The sequence below is a fragment of the Mesorhizobium sp. B1-1-1 genome, assembly GCF_006442955.1.
Taxonomy (GTDB): domain Bacteria; phylum Pseudomonadota; class Alphaproteobacteria; order Rhizobiales; family Rhizobiaceae; genus Mesorhizobium.
In genome coordinates this window covers 323,424-346,683 of the sequence record NZ_VFWW01000003.1, presented here as the reverse complement: position 1 = coordinate 346,683, position 23,260 = coordinate 323,424, and the positions used below count along the sequence as shown (strand labels likewise).

General features: G+C 65.6%; 23 protein-coding genes and 1 pseudogene. 10 read left to right on the top strand and 14 right to left on the bottom strand.

All coding sequences use genetic code 11. The annotated features are described in order from the left end of the window. Nucleotides 1-45: 45 nt before the first annotated feature. The 3 genes from trxA to FJ986_RS07315 all read left to right on the top strand — a co-directional run bounded on the left by trxA (nucleotide 46) and on the right by FJ986_RS07315 (nucleotide 2,141). Nucleotides 46-1,038, top strand: coding sequence for a thioredoxin (trxA, locus tag FJ986_RS07325; RefSeq protein WP_140514077.1), 993 nt, complete (start codon nucleotides 46-48; stop codon nucleotides 1,036-1,038). Nucleotides 1,039-1,201: 163 nt separating this feature from the next. Continuing rightward, nucleotides 1,202-1,873: an LON peptidase substrate-binding domain-containing protein gene (locus FJ986_RS07320; RefSeq protein ID WP_140514078.1), complete on the top strand. Its 672-nt coding sequence runs from the start codon at nucleotides 1,202-1,204 to the stop codon at nucleotides 1,871-1,873. A 19-nt stretch (nucleotides 1,874-1,892) separates the two neighbouring features. After that, the gene (locus tag FJ986_RS07315) at nucleotides 1,893-2,141 is read left to right on the top strand and encodes a Trm112 family protein (RefSeq protein WP_140514079.1); all 249 of its coding nucleotides are present in this window, start codon (nucleotides 1,893-1,895) and stop codon (nucleotides 2,139-2,141) included. 33 nt (nucleotides 2,142-2,174) lie between these two features. Here FJ986_RS07315 and FJ986_RS07310 read toward each other — a convergent pair whose 3' ends face one another. The 3 genes from FJ986_RS07310 to FJ986_RS30725 are packed head-to-tail and all read right to left on the bottom strand — an operon-like array spanning nucleotide 2,175 to nucleotide 7,922. Next, the gene (locus tag FJ986_RS07310) at nucleotides 2,175-5,453 is read right to left on the bottom strand and encodes an error-prone DNA polymerase (protein ID WP_140673857.1); all 3,279 of its coding nucleotides are present in this window, start codon (nucleotides 5,451-5,453) and stop codon (nucleotides 2,175-2,177) included. Continuing rightward, nucleotides 5,450-6,925, bottom strand: coding sequence for a DUF6504 family protein (locus tag FJ986_RS07305; RefSeq protein ID WP_140670566.1), 1,476 nt, complete (start codon nucleotides 6,923-6,925; stop codon nucleotides 5,450-5,452). Before FJ986_RS07305 ends, FJ986_RS07310 begins: the two co-directional genes overlap by 4 nt. Then, the gene (locus tag FJ986_RS30725; protein WP_140670564.1) at nucleotides 6,867-7,922 is read right to left on the bottom strand and encodes a hypothetical protein; all 1,056 of its coding nucleotides are present in this window, start codon (nucleotides 7,920-7,922) and stop codon (nucleotides 6,867-6,869) included. Before FJ986_RS30725 ends, FJ986_RS07305 begins: the two co-directional genes overlap by 59 nt. 251 nt (nucleotides 7,923-8,173) lie before the next feature. Between FJ986_RS30725 and FJ986_RS07295 the strand changes: the two genes are divergently transcribed. Then, nucleotides 8,174-8,596 (top strand): metallopeptidase family protein, encoded by a 423-nt coding sequence (locus FJ986_RS07295; RefSeq protein ID WP_140554748.1) that lies wholly within the window; start codon nucleotides 8,174-8,176, stop codon nucleotides 8,594-8,596. Nucleotides 8,597-8,615: 19 nt separating this feature from the next. Here the strand turns inward: FJ986_RS07295 and FJ986_RS07290 are convergent, their stop codons facing one another. Further along, complete coding sequence (locus tag FJ986_RS07290; protein ID WP_140670562.1) at nucleotides 8,616-9,245, bottom strand: TetR/AcrR family transcriptional regulator; 630 nt, start codon at nucleotides 9,243-9,245, stop codon at nucleotides 8,616-8,618. A gap of 170 nt (nucleotides 9,246-9,415) precedes the next feature. Between FJ986_RS07290 and FJ986_RS07285 the strand changes: the two genes are divergently transcribed. Then, nucleotides 9,416-10,093, top strand: a complete 678-nt coding sequence (locus tag FJ986_RS07285; protein WP_210239597.1) for a hypothetical protein — start codon at nucleotides 9,416-9,418, stop codon at nucleotides 10,091-10,093. On the opposite strand, the gene FJ986_RS07280 is transcribed toward FJ986_RS07285, so the two are convergent. Together FJ986_RS07280 and FJ986_RS07275 are read right to left on the bottom strand one after the other, a co-directional pair. Then, nucleotides 10,080-10,286 (bottom strand): DUF1737 domain-containing protein, encoded by a 207-nt coding sequence (locus FJ986_RS07280; protein ID WP_140493464.1) that lies wholly within the window; start codon nucleotides 10,284-10,286, stop codon nucleotides 10,080-10,082. The genes FJ986_RS07285 and FJ986_RS07280 overlap by 14 nt on opposite strands. 55 nt (nucleotides 10,287-10,341) lie before the next feature. After that, entirely contained in the window at nucleotides 10,342-11,238 is an 897-nt protein-coding gene (locus tag FJ986_RS07275) for a CoA ester lyase (protein WP_140524505.1), read from the bottom strand. Nucleotides 11,239-11,301: 63 nt separating this feature from the next. Between FJ986_RS07275 and FJ986_RS07270 the strand changes: the two are divergent. After that, nucleotides 11,302-11,424, top strand: a pseudogene (locus FJ986_RS07270) (ATP-binding protein); the annotation flags it as partial. Nucleotides 11,425-11,451: 27 nt separating this feature from the next. Then, entirely contained in the window at nucleotides 11,452-12,618 is a 1,167-nt protein-coding gene (locus tag FJ986_RS07265) for an FAD-binding oxidoreductase (RefSeq protein ID WP_140673855.1), read from the top strand. A 60-nt stretch (nucleotides 12,619-12,678) separates the two neighbouring features. Here FJ986_RS07265 and FJ986_RS07260 read toward each other — a convergent pair whose 3' ends face one another. The 4 genes from FJ986_RS07260 to FJ986_RS07245 form a co-directional block, all read right to left on the bottom strand. Continuing rightward, nucleotides 12,679-13,182: an SRPBCC domain-containing protein gene (locus FJ986_RS07260; protein WP_140673853.1), complete on the bottom strand. Its 504-nt coding sequence runs from the start codon at nucleotides 13,180-13,182 to the stop codon at nucleotides 12,679-12,681. Nucleotides 13,183-13,225: 43 nt separating this feature from the next. Further along, a complete protein-coding gene (locus FJ986_RS07255; protein WP_140673851.1) occupies nucleotides 13,226-13,672 on the bottom strand; it encodes an SRPBCC family protein in 447 nt (148 codons plus the stop codon). Beyond that, nucleotides 13,672-13,983: a metalloregulator ArsR/SmtB family transcription factor gene (locus tag FJ986_RS07250; protein WP_140514430.1), complete on the bottom strand. Its 312-nt coding sequence runs from the start codon at nucleotides 13,981-13,983 to the stop codon at nucleotides 13,672-13,674. The genes FJ986_RS07255 and FJ986_RS07250 overlap by 1 nt, the downstream gene beginning before the upstream one ends. Before the next feature lie 90 nt (nucleotides 13,984-14,073). Continuing rightward, nucleotides 14,074-14,493 carry a GNAT family N-acetyltransferase gene (locus tag FJ986_RS07245; protein ID WP_140491962.1) on the bottom strand — a complete coding sequence of 140 codons (420 nt, stop codon included), beginning with the start codon at nucleotides 14,491-14,493 and terminating at the stop codon, nucleotides 14,074-14,076. 154 nt (nucleotides 14,494-14,647) lie between these two features. Here FJ986_RS07245 and leuD point away from each other — a divergent pair, with 154 nt between their 5' ends. Together leuD and FJ986_RS07235 are read left to right on the top strand one after the other, a co-directional pair. After that, nucleotides 14,648-15,253, top strand: coding sequence for a 3-isopropylmalate dehydratase small subunit (gene leuD / locus FJ986_RS07240; RefSeq protein WP_140559178.1), 606 nt, complete (start codon nucleotides 14,648-14,650; stop codon nucleotides 15,251-15,253). A gap of 69 nt (nucleotides 15,254-15,322) precedes the next feature. After that, nucleotides 15,323-16,243 (top strand): hypothetical protein, encoded by a 921-nt coding sequence (locus FJ986_RS07235; RefSeq protein WP_140673849.1) that lies wholly within the window; start codon nucleotides 15,323-15,325, stop codon nucleotides 16,241-16,243. Between the two features lie 250 nt (nucleotides 16,244-16,493). Here the strand turns inward: FJ986_RS07235 and lpdA are convergent, their stop codons facing one another. The 4 genes from lpdA to FJ986_RS07205 all read right to left on the bottom strand — a co-directional run bounded on the left by lpdA (nucleotide 16,494) and on the right by FJ986_RS07205 (nucleotide 21,771). Beyond that, a complete protein-coding gene (lpdA, locus tag FJ986_RS07225) occupies nucleotides 16,494-17,891 on the bottom strand; it encodes a dihydrolipoyl dehydrogenase (RefSeq protein ID WP_140625337.1) in 1,398 nt (465 codons plus the stop codon). Between the two features lie 234 nt (nucleotides 17,892-18,125). After that, nucleotides 18,126-19,505, bottom strand: coding sequence for a dihydrolipoamide acetyltransferase family protein (locus tag FJ986_RS07215; protein WP_140673847.1), 1,380 nt, complete (start codon nucleotides 19,503-19,505; stop codon nucleotides 18,126-18,128). A gap of 16 nt (nucleotides 19,506-19,521) precedes the next feature. Continuing rightward, nucleotides 19,522-20,535: an alpha-ketoacid dehydrogenase subunit beta gene (locus FJ986_RS07210; protein WP_140673845.1), complete on the bottom strand. Its 1,014-nt coding sequence runs from the start codon at nucleotides 20,533-20,535 to the stop codon at nucleotides 19,522-19,524. 3 nt (nucleotides 20,536-20,538) lie between these two features. Further along, a complete protein-coding gene (locus FJ986_RS07205; RefSeq protein WP_140514092.1) occupies nucleotides 20,539-21,771 on the bottom strand; it encodes a 3-methyl-2-oxobutanoate dehydrogenase (2-methylpropanoyl-transferring) subunit alpha in 1,233 nt (410 codons plus the stop codon). A gap of 438 nt (nucleotides 21,772-22,209) precedes the next feature. Here FJ986_RS07205 and holA point away from each other — a divergent pair, with 438 nt between their 5' ends. Continuing rightward, complete coding sequence (gene holA, locus FJ986_RS07200) at nucleotides 22,210-23,253, top strand: DNA polymerase III subunit delta (protein WP_140524492.1); 1,044 nt, start codon at nucleotides 22,210-22,212, stop codon at nucleotides 23,251-23,253. Nucleotides 23,254-23,260 lie beyond the last annotated feature (7 nt).

The following is a 23,260-nucleotide window of genomic DNA, read 5'->3' as shown; positions in this document are numbered from 1 at the left end:
AAGGACAGTGCGCCGATCCGCTGGCGCCACCGAAAGGGCGACGACATGAGTGACAACAATCCGTTTGGCGGCTCCTTTGGCAACAGCGGCGGCCAGTATGCCACGACGGTGCAGTATGGCGGCGGCGCGGAACCGCAGAAACCTGCGGCCGGCGCCGCCCCCGCCGGCGACGTCATCAAGGATACGACCACCGCGGCCTTTGCCGCCGATGTCATCCAGGAATCGCGCCGCCAGCCGGTGCTGGTGGATTTCTGGGCGCCGTGGTGCGGGCCGTGCAAGCAGCTGACGCCGCAACTGGAAAAGGCGGTCCGCGCCGCCGGCGGCAAGGTCAAGCTGGTCAAGATGAACATCGACGACCATCCCTCGATCGCCGGCCAGCTCGGCATCCAGTCCATTCCCGCGGTCATCGCCTTCAAGGACGGCCAGCCGGTCGATGGCTTCATGGGCGCCATCCCCGAGAGCCAGATCACCCAGTTCATCGACAAGGTCGGCGGCAAGGGCAATGGTGCGGCTGATGTAACCGAGGCGCTGGCGGCGGCGGCCGAGGCGCGCGCTGCCGGCGACGTGCAGACGGCGGCCGACATCTATGACGCCGTGCTCGAGCAGGCGCCGGAGACGATCGAGGCGATAGCGGGGCTAGGCGAATTGCTGTTCGAGGCCGGTGATACCGAAGGCGCCGAGGCGATGCTGGCGCGGGCGCCGCAGGCCAAGGCCGATGCGCCGCCGCTGGCCGCGCTGCGCGCCAGGATGACCTTGGCCGCGCAAGCGTCCGAACTCGGCAACCCGGCGGAGTTCGAGCGCCGGCTGGCTGAGAATCCCGGCGACCATCAGGCCCGCTTCGATCTGGCCATGGTCCAGAACGCCAGGGGCGAGCGCGATGCGGCCGCCGACAATCTCCTGGCCATCATCAAGGCTGACCGCGGCTGGAACGAGGACGGCGCCAAGGCGCAATTGCTGCGCTTCTTCGAGGCCTGGGGCATGACCGACGAGGCGACGCTTGCCGCGCGGCGCAAATTGTCGTCGCTGCTGTTTTCCTGAGCCGGCGCGGCCGAATGGTCGCGCGGGGCTTGCACCCGGCGCCGGCCGCGCCAGATAGGACGAATCCGGCCCGCCTTTCCCTCGGGAAGCCAACAACCCCGGGCAGCGACAGGCGGATCGCGGCATGGAGGCGCTTCCCAGGCGAAGCGATCGGAGGAACGAGGTGCAAGCGGGAAACGCTCACTACCGGCTCGCCAGGGATCTGCCGTCGACCATCCCGGTCTTTCCGCTCGAGGGCGCGCTTCTGCTGCCGGGCGGCCGCATGCCGCTCAACATCTTCGAGCCGCGCTACCTGCAGATGGTCGACGAGGCGATCGCCGGCTCACGGCTGATCGGCGTCATCCAGCCCAGCCTCGACGGCGCCTTGCGCGACGATGGCGAGCCGGAACTCTGCAATGTCGGCTGCGCCGGCCGCATCATAGCGCTTTCCGAGACCGGCGACGGCCGCTACCTGATTTCGCTGCAGGGTGTGTGCCGGTTCCGTGTCACCCATGAGCTGACGGTCAAGACGCCGTTCCGCCAAGGCAAGATCGCCCCCTTTCTCGCCGATCTCGACGACGACCAGGCGGCCGCCGAGGTCGACCGGCCGGCGCTGCTGCGGGCGTTCCGCTCCTATCTGCAGGCCAACGACCTGGAGGCCGACTGGGAAAGCGTCAGCCGGGCCGAAAACGCCATGCTGGTCAACGCGCTGTCGATGATGGCGCCCTATGGACCGGCCGAGAAGCAGGCGCTGCTCGAAGCGGCCGATCTCAAGACCCGCGCCGAAACGCTGATCGCCATCACCGAAATGGCGCTGGCGCGCGAGAACGAGGATTTTGGCTCGAGCCTGCAGTAGGATGTTGAGAGAGGACACGATGGCGGCGGATGGGCGTGACGGAAAGAGAGCGAATGTCGACCCCAGGATGCTGGAGCTGCTGGCTTGCCCGCTGACCAAGGGCCCGCTGGCCTGGGATCCCGAGCGCGGCGAACTGATCTCGCGGGTCGCCAAGCTCGCCTATCCCGTGCGCGACGGCATCCCGATCATGCTGCCTTCGGAGGCACGGAGCATCTCGGCGGAAGACGTGCTGCCGCCACGGCTGGGCGGGCCGGCCGGCTCGACGTGAAAATTATCAAGGTCGGCATTCTACGGCGCCCCCCTACTGAAAATTGCGCCCCCTGGGCATGACCTTTTCCGCCTTGTCCGACAGCCTTGCGATGTCCTGCCCGGCCGGCACGGCTGGCGCTGCCTCTTCCAGCAGCACCGTCAGCCAGGGCGTCAGATCCTCGATCTTCTCGGCGACGATGTGGACGACATCCGATTCCGACTGCAATTTGCCGGTGACCTTGACGAAGCGCGCGCCCATGACGATGGGCCGGAAGCGGTCGAAGGTCCGCTGCCAGAAGATGACGTTGGCAACGGCCTCGTCATCCTCCAGCGTCAGGAAGACCGCATTGCCCTTGCCGGGGCGCTGCCGCACCAGAACGAGCCCGGCGACCGAGACGCGCCGTCCGTCCCGCACCGAGCACAGCCTGGCATTGGGCGTCACGCCGGCCCGGTCGAGCCGTTCGCGCAGGAAGGCGACCGGGTGCGCCTTCAAGGACAGGCCAAGCGAGCGGTAATCGTGGATGACATGCTCGCCGAGCGGCATTTTCGGCAGCTTCGTCTCCGGCTCCAGCTCGCGTAGCCGCAGCGCCGGCCGGTCGAAAAGCGGCAGCTTTTCGGCGGCACTCTTGCCGTCGAGGGCGCGCACCGCCCAAAGCGCGGCGCGGCGGTCGAGGCCGAGCGAGCGGAAGGCATCGGCCTGCGCCAGTCTTTCGATCTCGGCGACATCGAGGCCGGAGCGCAGCCAGACATCCCGCACGGATGCGTAGCCTGAACCGCGCCACTCGACGAAGGCGTCCATGCGCTCCTTGGAAAGTCCCTTGATCTGCCTGAAGCCGAGCCGCACCGCGTGCTGCGTCGCGATGACGCCGCGCATGTCGGCATGGCGCGGCAGGATGCGGGCCGGGTCGAAAGCCGCCTGTTCCAGCGTGCAGTCCCAGACGGAGAAATTGACGTCGACCTCGCGGATTTCGACGCCATGGTCGCGCGCGTCGCGCACCAATTGCGCCGGCTGGTAAAACCCCATCGGCTGTGAATTCAGGATCGCGGCGCAGAACACGTCGGGATAGAAGGTCTTGAACCAGCAGGAGGCATAGACCAGCAGCGCGAAGGAGGCGGCATGGCTTTCGGGAAAGCCGTATTCGCCAAAACCCTCGATCTGCTTGAAACAGCGTTCGGCGAAATCCCGGGTGTAGCCCTTGCCGACCATGCCGTCGATCATGCGCCGGCGGTAATTGCCGATCGTGCCGGTGCGCTTGAAGGTGGCCATGGCGCGGCGCAACTCGTCGGCCTCGCCCGGCTTGAAGCCACCGGCCACGATGGCGATGTTCATCGCCTGTTCCTGGAACAGAGGAACGCCCAACGTCTTGTGGAGGATCGCCTCCAGCTCCGGTTTCTGATACTCGGGCTGCTCCTTGCCTTGCCGGCGGCGCAGATAGGGGTGGACCATGTCGCCCTGGATCGGGCCGGGCCGCACGATCGCCACCTCGATGACAAGGTCATAGAATTCTTTTGGCTTGAGACGCGGCAGCATCGACATCTGCGCGCGCGATTCGATCTGGAAGACGCCGATCGTGTCGGCGCGACCGATCATCTTATAGACCGGCTTCGCCTCTTCCGGCAGGGTGGCAAGGACATAGGGCTGCCCGTAAGGGTCTCGCGCCTGCGGATAATGGTCCGTCAGCAGAGTGAAGGCGCGCTTCAGGCAGGTCAGCATGCCGAGCGCCAGCACGTCGACCTTGAGGATCTTGACCGCGTCGAGATCGTCCTTGTCCCACTCGACCATCTTGCGTTCCTCCATCGCCGTCTTGACGATGGGCACGATCTCGTCGAGCCGGTCCCTGGTGATGACGAAGCCGCCGACATGCTGGGAGAGGTGACGGGGAAAGCCCATGATCTCGTTGGCGCGCTCCATCACGTGCCGCGATATGGGATCGGCGCGGTCGAGGCCGCCGGCCCGGGCTTCCTTCTCGCCGAGCTCGGAGGTCGACCAGCCCCAGATCGAGCCGGAGAGCGATGCCCTGACATCCTCGGACAGGCCCATCGCCTTCGACACTTCGCGCAGCGCCGAGCGGCCGCGATAGCTGATGACGGCGGCGGCCAGCGCGGTGCGCTTGGAGCTGTATTTCTCGTAGATATATTGGATGACCGTCTCGCGCTTCTCATGCTCGAAATCGACGTCGATGTCGGGCGGCTCGTTCCTCTCCTCGGAAATGAAGCGTTCGAACAGCGTGTCGATTCGCTCCGGCCCGACCTCGGTGATGCCGAGGCAGAAGCAGACGACCGAATTGGCGGCCGAACCGCGCCCCTGGCAGAGAATATCCTGGCTGCGGGCGAATTTGACGATGTCGTGGACGGTCAGGAAATAACGGGCATAGTTCAGGCGCTCGATAAGGGCGAGCTCTTCCTCGATGCGCCTCGTCACCGATTGCGGCACGCCCGAGGGATAGCGCCTGGCCGCCCCCTCCCGCGCCAACCTTTCCAGCTCCGCCTGCGGGCCGAGCCCTGATTGCGTCGGCTCGTCGGGGTAATTGTACTGAAGGTCGCTGAGCGAGAAGGTCAGCTCCTGCGCGAAGCGCAGCGTTTCGGCCAGTGCCTCCGGGTGCCTGCGGAACAGGCGCGCCATCTCCAGCGGCGGCTTCAGATGGCGCTCGGCATTCGCCGTGAGTTCCAGCCCGACCTCCGAAACGGGAATGTTGAGGCGAATCGCGGTCAGCACGTCCTGCAGCGGGCGCCGCTCGGCCGTGTGGTAGAGGACGTCGTTGGTCGCCATCAAGGGCAGGCCGGCCAGCTCCGCCATCGCCGCCGCCTGCTCGATCCTGAAGCGGTCGTTTCCCGCATAATCGGGCGAAACGCCAAGCCGCAGGTTTTTACCGAAACGGTCCTTGAGCTCGCCAAGCAGGGCTAGTGTGCCCTCGGCCCCCGCCGCCAGGTCGGGCAGGACCGCCAGCGACATCAGATCCCCCCATTCGAGAAGGTCGTCGCGCCGCAGAAGGGTCGCGCCCTTTTCGTTCTCCTCGCGCAGATTGGCTTGCGTGAGCATGCGGCACAGATGCCCCCAGCCCTTGCGGTTCTGCGGATAGGCGAGAATATCAGGCGTGTCGTCGCAAAAAACCAGCCGGCTGCCGGGGTGGTAGGCAAGCGTCTCGACCTTGGCCTGCTGCCAGGCGCGCACCACGCCCGCCACCGTGTTGCGGTCGGCGAGCCCGATCGCGGAGAACCCCATGAGCTTGGCCGCGACCACCAGCTCCTCCGGCTTGGAGGCGCCGCGCAGGAACGAGAAATTCGACTGGATGCCGAATTCCGCATAGGGAATGGCGGTCAGCGCGTTCATGCGAAGACCCCGTGCAGGAACCAGCGCGGCGGGATTTCAGAGCCGCCATAGAGACCTTGCCGGTAGAGCCAGTAGCGGCGGCCGTCGGCATCCTCGATGCGGAAATAGTCGCGTGTCGACGCCGCTTCGTCGCTCGAAAATTCACGCCACCATTCCGGCGCGATGCGTTCAGGGCCTTCGGCGCGGGCAACCCTGTAGAGCGCTCGCCGCCAGCGGAAATTCAGCGGCGGTCCCTCGGGCATTTCGGTGGCCGGCACCTCGATCGGCTCGGGCGAGCGGAAAAGCCGGATCGGCCGCTCCGGCGGGAAGATGGTCATCGGCGCCTGCATCCTGTCCGGTTTCTTCGGCGGCGTGGTGCGGCGCGGGGTTTCCGTGAAGGGGATGGTGGCGACGGCACGCTCGGGCAGATGGCTTTCCACGACGACCGGCTTGAGAACCGCCCCCTCGCCGAGCCGGGCGCGGATGCGGTCGGCGAACAGCGCGATATCGGCGCCGTCGTCGGTCGTTTCGCCTGTCAGGTCGGCCTGCGGCATGTCGAAGGCCGCCGCCGCCAGCACCGAAAGCCGCACCAGGTCGAAGCCATAGCCGGCATCGATATGCTGCTCGAGGGCGGCCAGCCGCTCATGGAACAATTTCTGGATCAGCCGGGGTTCGCGCATCGGTCGCGACGTACCGAGCGCGATGCGGCTGACGGCGCCGTCGACGCGGAACAAGAGCAGCGCCAGGCTTCTCGCGCCTTCGCCGCGCCGCTCGAGGTCGATCTTCAGGGTCGTCGCCAGCATGCCCACCAGCCGTTCTATGTCCTCTGTCAGCGTGACGGGCTCGGCCAAATGGCGTTCGACCGAAAGCGGCGCGACGGGCAGGCGCGGCGACACCGCCTCGTCGAGACGGCCGAGCGCCTGGTCGAGGCGCAAGAGCAGGGAGGCACCGAAGCGGCGGGCGAGCGGCGCGCGCGGCGCGGCCATGACCGCGCCCGCCGTGCGCAGGCCCACACTTTCCAGGCTGGCGCGGGTTTCCGGCGCGATGCGCAGCGCCGCCAGCGGCAAGGCCGCCAGAAGCTTTTCCTCCTCGCCGCCGGCAACGATGCGGTCGCCGCAGAACCGCGCCGCCGCCCAGGCGGCGCCGGGTGTCGCGGCAAGGCCGGCACGGACGTCGAAGCCCTGATGGAAGAAGCGCGACAGGATCTCGTCCAGCATGGCGCGTTCGCCGCCGAAAAGATGGGTGCAGCCGGTGACGTCGAGGAACAGGCCGTCGGTCCCGTCGAGCGCCACCAGCGGGGTATAGCGGTCGCACCAGTCCGCAAGGCCTTCGAGCAGGCGCCGGTCGGCTTCGGCATCGGCCTCCATTATGTCGATCGACGGATGCATGGCGCGCGCATCGGCGATGCCCATGCCGGGCTTCAGATGCAGCGCCTCAGCCCGCTCGTCGAGGGCTAAGATGCGCTGCGCGTTGCTGTCGCGATGGCTGATCACCAGCGGCCGGTGATCCGACGGTCGGGAACGCCAGGACCGCCCCAGGCGCTGCCGCAGGATCCGTTCGGCCGCGAGATAGGGAAACCACAGGGACAGGATTCTTTGCTCGTTCTTCCCCAATCCGTCTTTCATCGAATATGCGTTCATCGGGGTTCCACTCCAATATGAATTGTCCTGGCAGGGCCGTGCGGCTCTTGCCGATGCTGATGGTGAAGGCGGGGCGGCCGATCGAGCCGGCAAGCGGCCCGGCGACCGTGTCGCGCGGCCCTGCCGGCGCCGGCGAGACGATGAGGCGGACGGGCGCCGCCGTCGGTTCGGGTTCGGCCGCCTGCCGCAGCAGGAAGACCGGCCGGCCGGCGCTCTGCGCGCGGGCGTGCAGCCGGCGCGTCGCGGTCAGGTCCAGCCGCTGCGGATTGCCGCGGACTTCAAGGATGACGGCGGCGAGCGCCGTCATGCGGGCCGCCTCCTCGGCGACCCACAGCGCATCGGCGAGCCTTGGCGCCTCGGAAAACAGCAATTGCTCCGGCTCGATGCCGAAGGCGGCGTGAAGGCCCCGGGCATAGGGAAAACCCGCCTCCCGAAAAACCTCCTGGGTGCCGATCCACAGCACCGGCAATCGCGGCCCTTGCTTGAGGATCAGACTGGGCTTGAGAATCAGGCTGGCGAGCGACAGGGCGAAGCCGGCGACCGCTCCGGCATCGCGGGTCTCGATGCCATGGATTTCGCTCAAGGCCGCTTTCGGCAGGCCGCCGCCCAAATCGCCGCCCCAATCGCCACCGAGGGCGGCATCGAGCCGGCCGATGCCGGTGCGCAGGAAAGCATCCGGCCTGGCTACGGCGATGCCGCGCCGGACCACGGTGCGGTCCGCGGCGGCCATGCCGGCGTCGGAAACCGCGCCGGCCGGCGCCTGCAGGCGCTCGGGCAGCGTTCCCTCGATCTTCGCGATCTGGCGGCGCAGGGCAAAAACAGTCTCCCGCGCCACGGCGCTCATCGCCATGACGGTCAGTGTCCACTCACAATTGTTCCTGTTATGTTCTTAATAGATTCCAGAGGCGACCCAAAGAGTCAAGCAGACGCATGGGGGAATTTATTCCTCTCCGATAAGAGGGCCAACATTGGTCGGACAGCCGGCCGCGCCTCAAGCCATGCGAAACGGCTCCCGGTGCCGTAAGCAATCCTGGGGTTGGCCGCCGCGTCATTTGCCGATTGTGGCCCAAAAGCCTATATGCCGGGATCAAAGGACAAAGCATGGCCCGCATCTACAAGACCCGCGTTTGGCACGACCAGCTTTCGCCGTCGATGGACGAGATCGAGTTCCTGGCGCTGGAGGCATACGCCCATCTGCCCGAGGATTTTCGCAAGCTGACCGGCGAGATCGTCATCCAGATCGCCGAATTCCCGACCGACGAGATCATGGACGACCTGTCGCTGGAAACGCCCTTCGACCTGCTCGGCCTGTTCGAGGGACGCGGCATCGCCGAGCGCTGGAACCCGCAGACCGGCGAAGGCCCGAACCGCATCACGCTCTATCGCCGCGCCATCCTCGACTACTGGGCCGAGAACGAGGAGACTTTGGGCGACATCGTCACCCATGTGCTGATCCACGAGATCGGCCACCATTTCGGCCTCTCGGACGACGATATGGAGAAGATCGAAGAGGCAGCCGAGTGACCGGTTCTACGTCAGGCCGTTATTTCACAATGAGTGTGACGAAATGTTTTAATACGTTCTGCACAGTCTGCTCCCCGGTATGTCCTGCCACTGCCCATTGCGCAAAATGTCCATCAATGTACATGCGTGCGAGCCCGTAGACGAGCGCCCTCGCGGCTATCTGGGTCTCTGCCATGTCGTCCGACCGGAGCATGTTTCGCCGCTGTGCTTCTGCCATTGACGCTTCCATCAGCGAACGCACCGCTTCATTATCGTGACGCAGCGACTCCGAAGCATCCCAATCAATAAGATTGCGTGTCGAGATGATCTGGAAGTGGGTGGGGTTTCGAATTGCCCAGCGCAAATAGGCGATTCCAACAGCGGCAAAGCGTTCGATCGGATCGTCCGTCGCAACCTTCTCGACCGCATTCGTGATCTCCGAGCGGAATCGGCTCATTGCCTGCTCCGCGACAGCCGTCATCAACGCGGTCTTGTTGCTGAAGTGACGGAATGGCGCGCCAGGGGAAACGCCGGCACGTTTTGCGGCTTCGCGCACGCTCACATTGTCGGGGCCGCCTTCCTCGACCAGTTGAACCGCGGCATCGATCAGGACCTCCCGCAAATTGCCATGGTGGTAACCAGTGCGATGAGGCGCCTCGGCTTTTGCCATCTCTTTCCCTTCGTTTCGTGGAGCAACTCCCCGCCTCTGTAGCATGATTCCGCGACTTATGTAATCGCCGTTTACAATTCCGGCCAGAGGATGTAAGCAGTGATTACAGACGGGATCGGAACAGGCCTACGGTCTTCGCGGCTCCCGAACTCCCAGCTGAGGAGACGAACATGCTCGCCAGAACAGCCCCACCCCGCCCGCAATCGGTCATTTCGCATCAGAGTCCAGCCGAAGAACTTCAGCAGGAGAATTTCGCGATTGTTCAGTCGAGCGCGACTGTGCCCAGCCTCACGCTTTATCGGCTTGCCGCCGTCGCCGGGATGGGAAGCGCGCTTATTCTTCTGGTCAACGCGGCTAAACGCAGCTCGCTCATCGCGACCACCGATCTGACGCAACTTCTCGCACCAGTCGCCGAGATATTGGCACTTGGCCTCGTCGTAGGCCTGTTTCTTGCGTTTGGCCGGCGCGCGGGGCTGTTCGGCACTATCGCGTTTGTCATCAACTTCGTTGCGTTGGCAAGTTTGGTAGGCGTGGAAGCAGTGATCAATCTGGTATTTTCGAAGCTTCCGCTCACAACCATCGTCGAGCTGCGAGCCGGACCGCTCGGTCTGGCTCTGGTCGCCAGTTCGGTTCTTTTTCTGGTTGGAACGCTCGCGTTTGTAATCTCTCTCGCCGTTGCAAGAGGCGTGCCGCGCATTCCTCTCGCTCTTTATCTCATTGGCGCGGTGCCGATCGCGCTTCGTGCGTTCGTTCCGGAGCTGGCTCTTGACCTGGGCTTGGCGATGCTTGCGGCATCGATCGCCTGGCTGGCGGCGTGGCTGTGGATGCGAGGGGCTACCAGTCGCTGAGCTTGGTGTCCGGCCCGTATTCCTGGCCCTCGACATCCTTCACCACGGCCTGGCCGCAGCGCATGGTCTTGGTCTTCTTGTCGTAGGCGTAGGTGGGGGAGCCGAACAGGTGCCAGCCCTTGTTCAGCGCCGCCGTCACCTTGTGACAGAAGCTGGCGTCGTCCGGAGCGGTGAGAAAGCGGTAGAGTTTCATCATTCAATTCCTGTCGTCAGTCCATCGCCCGCGATCGGCAATCCAACACGGCACATCATGCGCCGACGGCCGCCGCCTTCGCCAGCAGTTTTTCGGCCTGCGCAAGGTGCAGCCGTTCGACCATCCTTCCCTCCAGCGCAATCACGTTCTTGCCGGCATTTTCCGGAAGCGCAAAGGCCTCCTTCACCGCGCGGGCCTTGGCCACCGCCTCCGCCGATGGCGCAAAGGCACGGTTCGCCGCCTCGATCTGGGCGGGATGGATGAGCGTCTTACCGTCGAAGCCCATGGCGGCCGCTTCCGTGCATTCGCGGCTGAAAGCATCGAGCGCGCGAAAATCGTTGAAGACGCCGTCGACGATATCGAGATCGCCGGCACGCGCCGCCAGCACCATCTGCATCAGCCACGGCAGGAGATAACGCCGGTCCGACGTCGCCATAATGCCGGTGTCCTTGGTCAGGTCATTCGTTCCGGCAACGAAACAATCAAGCCGCGAGGCAGGATCGCGGCCAAGTTCGGCGATGGCGCCGACATTGAGCACGGCCTTCGGCGTCTCGATCATCGCCCATAGTTTCACGCTGTCGGGGGCGGAATTGTCGTCGAGCACGTCACCCGCCTCGAGCACGTCGCGGGGCGTGTCGACCTTGGCCAGCAGGATGCCGTCCGGCTCCGCCTTGGCCGCCGCCAGCAGGTCGGCGCCGCCCCATTCGCTCGAGAGCGCATTGATGCGCACCACCATCTCGCAGCGCCGGCCACTATGGTTGGTATCAGGACGATTGCTGAAGATGCCGGCCAGTTTTTCGCGCGCCGCGACCTTCTCGGCCGGGGCGACGGCATCCTCCAGGTCGATGATGACGGTATCGCAGGCAAGCTGCGCCATCTTGGCCAGCGCCTTGTCGTTCGAGGCCGGGACATAGAGCACCGAGCGGCGCGGGCGGTAGGGATCGGTCGTCATGCCAAATCTATGCCGCCTGCCGCGGGTTGAGGCAAGGGAGCAGGCGGCCTCGCGCGGTGCTCTACCGGGGGCACCGGCATGGGGCTCGGCATCGTGCTGGCCCTCCTGAAAGCGCAGGATGGCACGATCAGGCTGGTTGACTCCGAGCGCGGCACGCGCTTCGAGATTGTTTTGCCGGTCGCGTAAGGACGCCGGCAGCGATCGGAGAAAAAAGTGCGCTACGACATCATCCTCATCGGCGGAGCCATCGTCGGCTCCTCGATCGCCTATTATCTGCGCGAGGAGGGCTTTTCCGGCTCGATCGCGCTGGTCGAGCGCGACCCGCAATTTTCCCACGCGGCGACGACGCTATCCATGGCCTCGATCCGCCAGCAATTCTCCATTCCGGAAAATATCCGCCTGTCGCAATTCACGCTGAAACTGTTCCGGCGGCTGAAGGAAGAATTCGGCACGGACGCCGACATCGGTTTTCGCGAGGGCGGCTATCTTATTCTCGCCGGCGAGGCCGGGCTGCCGATCCTCAGGGCCAACCACGAGGCACAGCTTGCCGAAGGCGCCGACATTTTGCTGGAGGACGCCGAACAGCTCGTGCGCCGTTTTCCATGGCTGTCGGCCGAGGGCATCACCGCCGGCGCCTATGGCCGCAGCGGCGAGGGCTGGTTCGACGCGCATGCGATGCTGATGCTGTTCCGCAAGGCGTTGCGTGAGAAGAAGATCGACTTCATCAATGCTTCGGTCACCGGCATCGAGCGGCAGGGTGACCGCGTTACCGGCGTCAGCCTCGACAATGGCGAACGGCTCGAGGCCGGCATCCTTGTCAATGCCGCAGGGCCGAATGCGGGCAAGGTCGCCGCACTCGCCGGGCTGGCGCTGCCGGTCGAGCCGCGCAAGCGCAACGTCTTCGTCTTCGAGGCGCGCGAGAAATATGCCGACATGCCGCTGCTGGTCGACCCGTCCGGCATCTATGTCAGGCCGGAAGGCTCGGTCTATCTCACCGGCGGCGCCGAGCCGGAGGAGGGCGACGGCCCGGCCGATCCCGCCGATTTCGACGTCGACTGGCCGCTGTTCGAAGAGGTGATCTGGCCGGTGCTGGCGACCCGCATCCCGGCCTTCGAGGCGATCAAGCCGACGCGCGCCTGGGCCGGTCATTACGACTACAACACGCTCGACCAGAACGCGGTGATCGGCCCGCATCCCGAAGTCGGCAATTTCCTCTTCGCCAACGGCTTTTCCGGCCACGGCCTGCAGCAGGCGCCCGCCGTGGGCAAGGCGCTGGCCGAGCTGATCGTCCATGGTGGCTACCGCACGATCGATTGCTCCCCCTTTGGCTACGAACGCGTTGCCGAAGGGCGGGCGTTCCGCGAGTTGAATGTGATTTGAGCCGAGTCAAGGTCCCTCTTTGACGCTGACATCAAAAGGCTCTGCACCGCCACCAGTCGGCTAAGCCGCCACTCGGCTTCCCGCACCCAAATACGCCTGTAGCCAGCCCAGCACGCGTCCCCAGCCCTCGGCATGTTCGGCCGCCGCTTCGGCCAGCCCGGCAAAGCCGCCATGGCAGATGGTGAGGCGCGTGCCCGCGGCGGTTGGTTCCAGCAGCCAGGCGACCGTCGTTTGCCGGCGGCCAAGCGTCGGATGGTCCCAGGCATAGGCCCTTGTCTGCACGATCCGGCGCGGCACCTCGATATCGAGGAATTCCCCGTTGGCCGGCAATTCCCTGCCGTCGGCTCCACGGACCGTGACGGTCCAGCGGCCGCCGGCGCGAAGGTCTGCAGACCAATCGACCATCCGGTAGGTGTCGGCGGATCCCCACCATTGTTCGACCTCGTCCGTGATCAGCGCGCGGAAGACGCGCTCGGCCGGCGCGCCGATTTCGGCCTGGGCCATCACCGTCTCGCCATTGGTCATGCTCTGCACGGCTGAACTTGGCATAGGGACATGCAACATCGATGCCTCCGGAGGATTGTTTCGGCTGAGAAGCGATGCCTTTTCAGCCTTTCGACGCGGGCCGAGACAGGCCCTGCCCGGTTTCGAGCAGGCTTTTCAGGCTCGACAGGACGAGCGGCCAGCCCTTGCCGACATGCTCCAGCAGCTTGTGCGGGCCGTCGGCCGCATGGGTGACGGCAAGCTTCATCATGTCGCCCTCCTGCTCGATGACGAAGCTGCAGGTGGTGTAGCCGTCGGCCTTGACGTCCGGCATGAACTCATTGCGCCATTTGATCACCAGGCGCCTTGGCGGATCGACTTCGAGGATCTCGCCGCTGTCGGTCACCCGGCCGTCGGCATAGACCATCTTCCACGCCGAGCCCTTTCTCCAGTCGCTCTGCATATGGGCGCCGAGAAAATATTGCTCGTGGAATTCCGGTTCGGTCAGCGCCTGCCAAAGCTTGTCGGGCGTGGTGCGGATGTAGGTCACATAAACGAAGGCGTTGCTCATCAGTCTTCCCTTTCGAGGCGTCTCTTCAGATCGCCGAGGGCGGAGAGCCGCCCCCGCTCGAATTTGCCGATCCAGCGCTCGGCGATCTCGTTGATCGGAACCGGGTTGAGGTAGTGCTCCTTCTCGCGCCCCTTGCGGATTGTGGTGACAAGGTTCGCCTCCTCGAGGATCGCCAGGTGCTTGGTCACCGCCTGGCGGGTCATATCCATCTCAGCGCACAGCCCGTTCAGCGTCTGCCCGTTCCTGTCATGAAGGCTGTCCAGCAATTGCCGGCGGGTCGGGTCGGCCAAAGCGCGAAAGACGGCGTCCATGCTCATGGCTCTAATATGCAACCATTTGGTTGCATGTCAAGGCGACATGTCATGCCAACGGCTGCTGAATCCGGCCACAGGAGAAAAATGTCAGCGCGTGCGGGAGAACCAGAAGGCGTCGGCCATGCGCATCATGCCGATGCGCTCGTAGAAGCCGGCGGCGTCGGGCACGGAAACCAGGCTGATGGCGACGGACGGGCCGAGCTGCCGCCGCGCCTCGTCCATCAGTCCCTTGCCGATGCCGAGCCCCTGCGCCGATCCGGAAACGGCGAGATCGGAGATGTAGCAGACCCAGGAGAAGTCCGTCACGGCCCTGATGACGCCGACCAGCGGCTTGCCTTCGGTATCCAGCCGCGCGGTCAGCACCAGATTGGCGCCCGACAGCATCGCCCGCAGCCTGTCGGCATCGTCGACGGGACGGATCTCGCCAAGGCCGGAGTCCACCAGCACGCGGCGGAATTCGGCGACGTCGAGCGCGGGTTCGCGTGCATAGAGGATTTTTTCAGCCATCACAGCCAGACTGCACCATCGGGCCGCGAATTCGAAGCCGTTTGTGCGGCACCCCGTGCCGACGCGCGCGAACACCTGCCTTTTATTTGTCGCCGGCTTTGTGTAAACCGGGCGCCAGCAATCCCCCGCAATGCCAGGAAGACGGGCAAAGACCATGGAAAAATTCACCAAGCTCACCGGCGTCGCCGCGCCCATGCCGATCGTTAACGTCGACACCGACATGATCATCCCCAAGGACTATCTCAAGACGATCAAGCGCACCGGGCTCGGCAGCGGCCTGTTCGCCGAGATGCGCTACAAGGACGACGGTTCGGAGAATCCGGATTTCGTGCTCAACAAGCCGGCCTACCGCAAGGCGCAGATCCTCGTCGCCGGCGACAATTTCGGCTGCGGCTCCTCGCGCGAGCACGCGCCGTGGGCGCTGCTCGATTTCGGCATACGCTGCGTCATCTCGACCTCCTTCGCCGACATCTTCTACAACAACTGCTTCAAGAACGGCGTGCTGCCCATCACCGTCAGCTCCGAGGATCTCGACAAGCTGATGGACGATGCTTCGCGCGGCTCCAACGCCACTCTGTCGATCGACCTCGAGGCCAAGGAGATTCGCGGGCCCGACGGCGGCGTGGTCAAGTTCGACCTCGACGACTTCAAGCGTCATTGCCTGCTGAACGGCCTCGACGACATCGGCCTGACCATGGAGAAGGCCGGTGCCATCGCTTCGTTCGAGAAGAAGAACGCCGAGCTACGCCCCTGGGCCTGAACGGCGCGGCTGACGACATCGGCCCGGCCGTCGCTGGCCGGGTTTGCGGCAGCTGAAGGAGGAACAGTCATGACACGCCCGCTTCTTGCCAGTGCCTGCGCCCTGGCCATGACCGTGGCGACGCTGGCCGGCGCGCATGCGCAGGCCGAGACGGGGCAGCAGCCACCGGCAGCAAGCGAGACGCCGGCCACGGATCAGGGAGCCGCCGACGTTTCCGACGACGACAAACAGGCGCCGGTGCCGTTCGAGGGCGGCCAGTTCACCATCACCCAGCAGGAACAGTATGGCGAGAAGGTGCTTGCCTATGACGGCAAGCATCTGGCCAGCAATTACGACGTCTTCTTCGACAAGATCGTCGAGGTCGGCGGCGTCAAGGTGGCGCTGTTCGACGTCGGCGACGGAGGCAATCAGTGCGGGCCGGCGACGGTGATCGTCTGGAAACCGGAAGGCGCGGAGATCCAGAGCACCACCGTCGAGCAGGACGAGTGCGGCGCCCCGCCCACGGCCGTCTCCGACAGCGCCATCTATTTCGTGCCTTATCTCCTGCCCGGCGATTCGAAGCCGGCATTGCAATGGTCGCCGACATCGGGGCTGACGATCGCGGGCAATCTGACCTACATGCCCGAACCCGGCACCGACTGGAAGGACATCGATCCGTCGAAATACGACAACATCATCGACGCCTTCCACAATGAGGCCGTCTACAAGGCGGCCGAGACGCTGCTCGGCAAGGAGATGCCCGACATGGCGACCAGCCTGCTGGTCGGTGGCGGCACAGAAAAGACCGCGTCCGGCGCCTTCTACGCCAGCGGCTGCGTGCCGCACGATTGCGGCGGCAATGACGGCTTCATGGCGGTCGACCCGGGCCAGCACAAGCTCTATTTCGCCCGCCGCGGCGAGAACGGCCAGCCGGACGCCAAGCCCCCGGTGAAGACCTGGCCGGCCGACGTGAAGGCCGCGCTCGACAAGGCGATGGGCGCGCCGAATTAGAGCAATTCCGGGAAACGGTTTTCAGTCCGGAATTGCGCACCGGTGGCGGGCCAGCACCCCCCTCTGTCCTGCCGGACATCTCCCCCTCAAGGGGGGAGATTGACAGTTTCGGCGCCCCGCTCACTTGGCTACGTTGGGAAATTGGCGAAGGCAGAGGTGACGGCCGATCTCCCCCCCTTGAGGGGGAGATGCCCGGTAGGGCAGAGGGGGGCAGTGCCCCGCCAACATCACCAGTTTTTGCTGTCGCGCTCTAAATATGCAGCGCGTGTCCCAGCGCCTTCAGGGCCGCTTCCTGGAAGCCTTCGCCCTGTGTCGGATGGGCATGGATGGTGCCGGCGATGTCCTCCAGCCGCGCGCCCATTTCGAGCGCCAGGCCGAAGGCCGTCGACAGTTCCGACACGCTTTGCCCGACCGCCTGGATGCCTAGCACAAGATGATTGTCCGCGCGGGCGACGACGCGGACAAAGCCATCCTCGCCAATCCTGGTCATCGCGCGGCCATTGGCGGCGAAGGGAAACATCCCGACCTTGATTTCCCCGCCGAGCGCCTTGGCCTCTTCGGGCGACAGGCCGACGGTGACCAGCTCCGGATCGGTGAAGCAGACGGCGGGGATAGCCCGCTTGTCCCAGCCGCGCTTATGGCCGGCGACGATTTCGGCGACCATCTCGCCTTGCGCCATCGCGCGGTGCGCCAGCATCGGCTCGCCGGTGACGTCGCCAATGGCGAAGATGCCGCGCATGGAGGTGCGGCACTGCTCGTCGATGCGGATGAATCGCCCCGCCATGTCGAGGTCGATCTGGTCGAGCCCCCACCCTTCCGTCACCGGCTTGCGGCCGACCGTGACCAGGATCTTGTCGGCGGCGATCCTCGCATCCTTGCCATCCGGGGTCTCGACCAGCAGCGCATCGCCTTTCGTCGACAGGCCCTTGGCCTTGGCGCCTGGCATCATTTCGATGCCGAGTGCCGCCAGCCGCTTGACCACCGGCCGCGTCAGTTCGGCGTCATACTGCGCCAGCACGCGCGGCAAGGCCTCGACCACGGTCACCGCCGCGCCCATCTTGGCGAAGGCCGTGCCGAGCTCCAGGCCGATATAGCCGCCGCCGACCACCGCCAGCCGCTGCGGCACCTCCTTCAGCGCCAGCGCTTCCGTCGACGAGATCACCGGCCCGCCGAACGGCAGGAACGGCAACTCGACCGGCGCCGAGCCGGTGGCGATCACCACCGCTTCGGCGCGGATCACCTGGCTTCCCGTCTCGGTCTCGACCGCGACGGTCTTGCCGTCTCGAAACGTCGCCCAGCCGTGCACGGTCTTCACCCCGGCCTTCTTGAGCAGGCCGGCGACCCCGCTGTTAAGCCGACTAACGATGCCGTCCTTCCAGGCGACCGTCTTGCCCAGATCCAGCGCCGGCGCGGCCACCGAAATGCCGAGCGGGCTGTTGCCGCCCGCCATCTGCGCGACCTTCTCGAACTCCTCCGCTGCATGGATCAGTGCCTTGGAAGGAATGCAGCCAACATTGAGACAGGTGCCGCCCGGCTTGCCGGCCTCGACGATGACGGTATCGACGCCGAGCTGCCCGGCACGAATAGCGCAGACATAGCCGCCCGGCCCCGCGCCGATGACCAGCAGCTTGCAGGAGATTTCTTTCATGACGTGACCCTTCGATCCGAGGAAACGCTCCGTCGAGATTCTTCGCGCCCCCCTCTGTCCTGCCGGACATCTCCCCCACAAGGGGGGAGATTGGAGGCTTCGGCGCCTCGCTCAATCCCGCAGCGCTGGTGATTGGCGAAAGCCGGCGTGACATCTGATCTCCCCCCTTGTGGGGGAGATGCCTGGCAAGGCAGAGGGGGGCGCTCTCCCGCCATCATCTCGAATGATCCACCGTCAATCCACGAAAATCAGCGCCGGCGTTTCCAGGAGCGTCTTGATGCGCTGGATGAACACCGCCGCGTCCCAGCCGTCGATGACGCGATGGTCGAAGCTCGACGACAGGTTCATCATCTTGCGCGGGATGAACTGGGTGCCGTCCCATACCGGCCGCACCATCATCTTGTTAACGCCGAGGATCGCGACTTCCGGGTGGTTGATGACCGGAGTCGTCGCCACGCCGCCCATGGCACCGAGCGAGGTGATGGTTATGGTCGAACCGGAGAGCTCGTCGCGCGTCGCGGTTCCCGACTTGGCCGCCTCGGCCAGCCTGGCGACCTCCGCGCCGCATTCCCAGATGTCCAGCGCCTCGGCGTGCTTGACGACGGGCACGACCAGTCCCGACGGCGTCTGCGCGGCGATGCCGATATGAATGCCGCCATGCTGGTGGATGATGCCGGCCTCGTCGTCGAACAGCGCATTGAGGTTGGGCTGGTCCGCGATCGCCCTGACCATCGCGCGCATCAGGAACGGCAGCAGCGTCAGCTTTGGCCTTTCTACCCCCTTGGCCGCCCGCTTCTCCTTGTTGAGCGCGGCGCGCAGATCCTCGAGCGCGGTAACGTCGACCTCCTCGACATAGGTGATGTGCGGGATGCGCGACGCCGCCAGCGTCATCTTCTCGGCGATCTTGCGCCGCAGGCCCACCACCTTGATGTCCTCGACGGCATCGTTGCGGGCGAGGCCGGATGCCTTGGCCATGTGCGGCCCGCGCGCCAGGAACGCCTCGATGTCCTCATGGCCGATGCGACCGGCCGGGCCGCTTCCCTGGACCTGCCTGAGGTCGATGCCCGCTTCCTTCGCACGCAGCCGCACGGCCGGCGAGGCCAGCGGCCTTTCACCTTGCGCACGCGGCGCGCTGTTGACCTTGGACCTGGCGCCGTCATCCTCGGGCTTGTCCCGAGGATCTACCGACCTTCCGGAACTGGTCGCGTCATATCCCTGTGGGACGGCGGATCCTCGGGACAAGCCCGAGGATGACGGCGACAGATTGGGCGATGACGGCTCCAGGTCCGAGACCGGGCGAGCCCCCGTATCATCGGAGATACTTTCAGCCGTCACTTCCGCCGGCATCGCACCGCCAACGACATTGCCCTCGCCGGCCACCTTCAGCCGCACGATGGGCGAGCCGATCGCCACGGTGTCGCCGATCTCGGCACCCAGCCACAGGATCTCGCCATCGACGGGGGAAGGGATTTCGACCGTGGCCTTGTCGGTCATCACGGCGGCAAGCATCATGTCCTCGCGCACAATGTCGCCGACCTTGACATGCCATTCGACGAGTTCCGCCTCGGCGACGCCCTCGCCGACATCGGGCAGCTTGATGATGTGTTCGCCCATGTCGGGCCTCCCCGTTCTAGGCTTCCAATGTTTCCGTAAGCGCCCGGCCGACGCGGGCCGGATCGGGGAAATAGTCCCATTCCTGCGCATGCGGATAGGGCGTGTCCCAGCCGGCGACGCGGGCCACCGGTGCCTCCAGATGGTAGAAGCAGTTTTCCTGCACAAGCGCGACCAGCTCCGCTCCGAAGCCGGAGGTCAGCGTCGCCTCGTGCACCACGACGCAGCGTCCGGTCTTCTTCACCGACGCCACGATGGTGTCGAGGTCGAGCGGCAACAGCGTCCTGAGATCGACGATCTCGGCATCGATGCCGGTCTCCTCGGCCGCCGCCTGCGCGACATAGACCATTGTGCCGTACGCCAACACCGTGACGGCGGAGCCGGCCCGGCGGATCGCGGCCTTGCCGAGCGGCACGGTGTAGTGGCCGTCGGCGACCTCGCCCAGCTCGTGCTTCGACCACGGCGTCACCGGCCGGTCGTGATGGCCGTCGAAGGGGCCGTTGTAGAGCCGCTTCGGCTCGAGGAAGATGACCGGGTCGGGATCCTCGATCGCCGCGATCAGCAACCCCTTGGCGTCATGCGGGTTCGAGGGCACGACGGTCTTCAGCCCCGACACATGGGTGAACAACGCTTCCGGGCTTTGGCTGTGCGTCTGGCCGCCGAATATGCCGCCGCCCGTCGGCATGCGCACCACGATCGGGCAGGTGAAGTCGCCGTTCGAGCGGTAGCGCAGCCTCGCGGCTTCCTGGGTCAGCTGGTCGTAGGCCGGGTACATGTAGTCGGCAAACTGGATCTCCACGCACGGCTTCAGACCATAGGCGGCCATGCCGATGGCCGAGCCGACAATGCCGGATTCATTGATCGGTGCGTCGAAGCAGCGGCTCTTGCCGTATTTCGCCTGCAGGCCTTGCGTGCAGCGGAACACGCCGCCGAAAAAGCCGACATCCTCGCCGAACACCACCACTTTCTCGTCGCGCCCCATCGACACGTCCATCGCGTCGCGAATGGCCTCGATCATGGTCCGCCTCGGCATGGCTCAGACCCCCGCCTGCTGGCGCTGGCGCCGCAGATGCGGCGGCATCTCGGCATAGAGGCCCTCGAACATGTCGCGCGTCGACGGCTTGCCGCCGGCGTGCAGCGTGCCGTGGCTTTCGGCTTCCTTCTGCGCCGCGATCACCGTGTCGAGGATTTCCGCTTCGGCCTGCTTGTGCCGCTCCTCCGACCAGACGCCGAGCCGGATGAGATGGTTCTTCAGCCGAACCACCGGGTCGCCGAGCGGCCAGGCATCGGATTCGGTCTTCGGCCGGTAGGCCGAGGGATCGTCCGAGCTCGAATGCGCGCCGGCGCGGTAGGTGACATATTCGACCAGCGTCGGCCCCAGGTTGCTGCGCGCGCGCTCGGCCGCCCATTTCGCCACGGCGTGGACGGCGAGATAGTCGTTGCCGTCGACGCGCAGCGCCGGGATGCCGAAACCCAGCCCGCGCGCGGCGAAAGTGCCCGCGCCGCCGCGCGCTATGCCTTGAAACGTCGAGATTGCCCACTGGTTGTTGACGACATTGAGCACCACGGGCGCCTTGTAGGTCGAGGCGAACACCAGCGCCGAATGGAAGTCGGATTCCGCCGTCGAGCCGTCGCCGATCCAGGCCGCGGCGATCCTTGAGTCGTTCGAGATCGCCGAGGCCATCGCCCAGCCGACCGCCTGGATATACTGCGTCGCCAGATTGCCCGAGATCGAGAAGAAGCCGTGCTCCTTGGACGAATACATGATGGGCAATTGCCGGCCCTTCAGCGGGTCGGCCTCGTTGGAATAGATCTGGTTCATCATCGTGACCATCGGGTAGCCGTCGGCGATGAGCAGCCCGGCCTGCCGATAGGTCGGGAAATTCATGTCGCCGGGGGCGAGCGCCTTGCGGAAGGCGCAGCTCACCGCCTCTTCGCCCAGATGCTGCATGTAGAAGGAGGTCTTGCCCTGCCGCTGCGCCATCTGCATGCGCGCATCGAAGGTCCTCAGCGTCATCATGTGGCGCAGGCCTTCGAGCAGTTCCTCGTCGGAGAGCAGCCCCGCCCACGGCCCCACCGCCTCGCCGGCGCGGTTCAGCACCCGGATGATCGAGAAGGCCATGTCGCGGATGGCGCGTGGATCGACGTCGATTTCGGGGCGCGGCACCGAGCCGGCGGCGGCGATGGTCACGTTGGAGAAATCAGGCGTGCCGCCCGGCCGCACCTCGGGCTCCGGAACATGGAAGCGCAACATCCCAGCATCGGCCATGACCTTCGTCCTCCATGTCGCCCGGCACCGATATTTGCATATCCGCGCCGCCAGTGCGAATTCACCGGGCAAGCCTCCGGGCATCGGGCCGGCCAAGCCGGCCGATACAGCCTGCCGCGCACCAAGATGAAGATATGTCGGCGAAATTTCTTGTCGATGTTGGGCGGCGCCGCGCAATTAGGCGCAAGGTCGCGTGAGATTTGTCGCCAGATAAGGTGATTGTTTGGCAAGTTTGGCTGCCGCGCCCACTTCACACCTGCGGAAGGAGAGGAGAATCGCGGGTCCGCCAAACGTGGCGCCCTTCCTCTCCCCCGTCGATCGGGGGAGAGGTGTCGAGCGCAGCTCGTCGGAGTGGGGGTCGATCTTCCCTCGAAGCAGTCCTTCGGAGTTGAACTGGAAGACGTTCACTCCGCCCCAACATCATGCTAACCACCCTCGATGGCACAGAAGAAAGCATACGAAGTGGATTCCTGGCTCGCGAAGCCGGACCCGCGCATGGCGATCGTCCTGCTTTATGGCCCCGATCGCGGCCTTGTCTCGGAGCGCGCCAAGGCTTTTGCCGCCGCGACCGGCCTGCCGCTCGACGACCCCTTCTCGGTGGTCAGGCTCGACGGCTCCGAAGTCGAGCGCGACGAGGGCCGGCTGCTCGACGAGGCGCGCACCGTGCCGATGTTTTCCGACCGCCGCCTGCTGTGGGTGCGCAATGCCGGCGGCCAGAAGGCGCTGGCCGACGACGTCAAGGCGCTGACGGCGGAGCCCGTGCGGGACGCGATCATCCTCATCGAGGCCGGCGATCTCAAGAAGGGCGTCGGACTGCGCGCCGTCGTCGAGGCGGCCGACAACGCCATGGCGCTGCCCTGCTATGCCGACGAGGCCAGGGACATCGATGCCGTTATCGACGATGAGCTGCGCAAGACCGGCGCGACGATGACGCTTGAGGCAAGACAGGCGCTGCGCCGCAATCTCGGCGGCGACCGGCTGGCCTCGCGCGGCGAGATCGACAAGCTGCTGCTTTATGTCCATGGCCAGAAGGAAATCGGCCTCGACGACGTCAGGGCGATGTCCGGCGACGTTTCCGGCGCGTCCTTCGACGATGCCGTCGACGCGCTTCTCGAAGGCAAGGTCGGCGAGTTCGACACCGCCTTCACCCGCCATTGCCAGGCAGGCGGCCAACCCTTCCTGGTGCTGTCCTCGGCGATGCGGCAGTTTCAGGCGATGCAGTCCATGCGCGGCCAGATGGAGGCCGGCGGCCGCAATGCCGCGTCGGTGGTGGCGGCGGCGCGCCCGCCGGTTTTCTTCTCGCGCCGCAAGCTGGTGGAGAAGGCGCTGGAACGCTGGAGCGTCGAGGCGCTCGGCCGCGCGCTGACCCGGCTGCAGACCGCCGTGCTGCAGACGCGGCGAAGGCCGGACCTGTCGGTGGCGCTGGCAAGGCAGGCGCTGCTCGGGATCGCGGTGGAAAGCGCGAGGCTGGCACAGCGTTAGGCCCTTT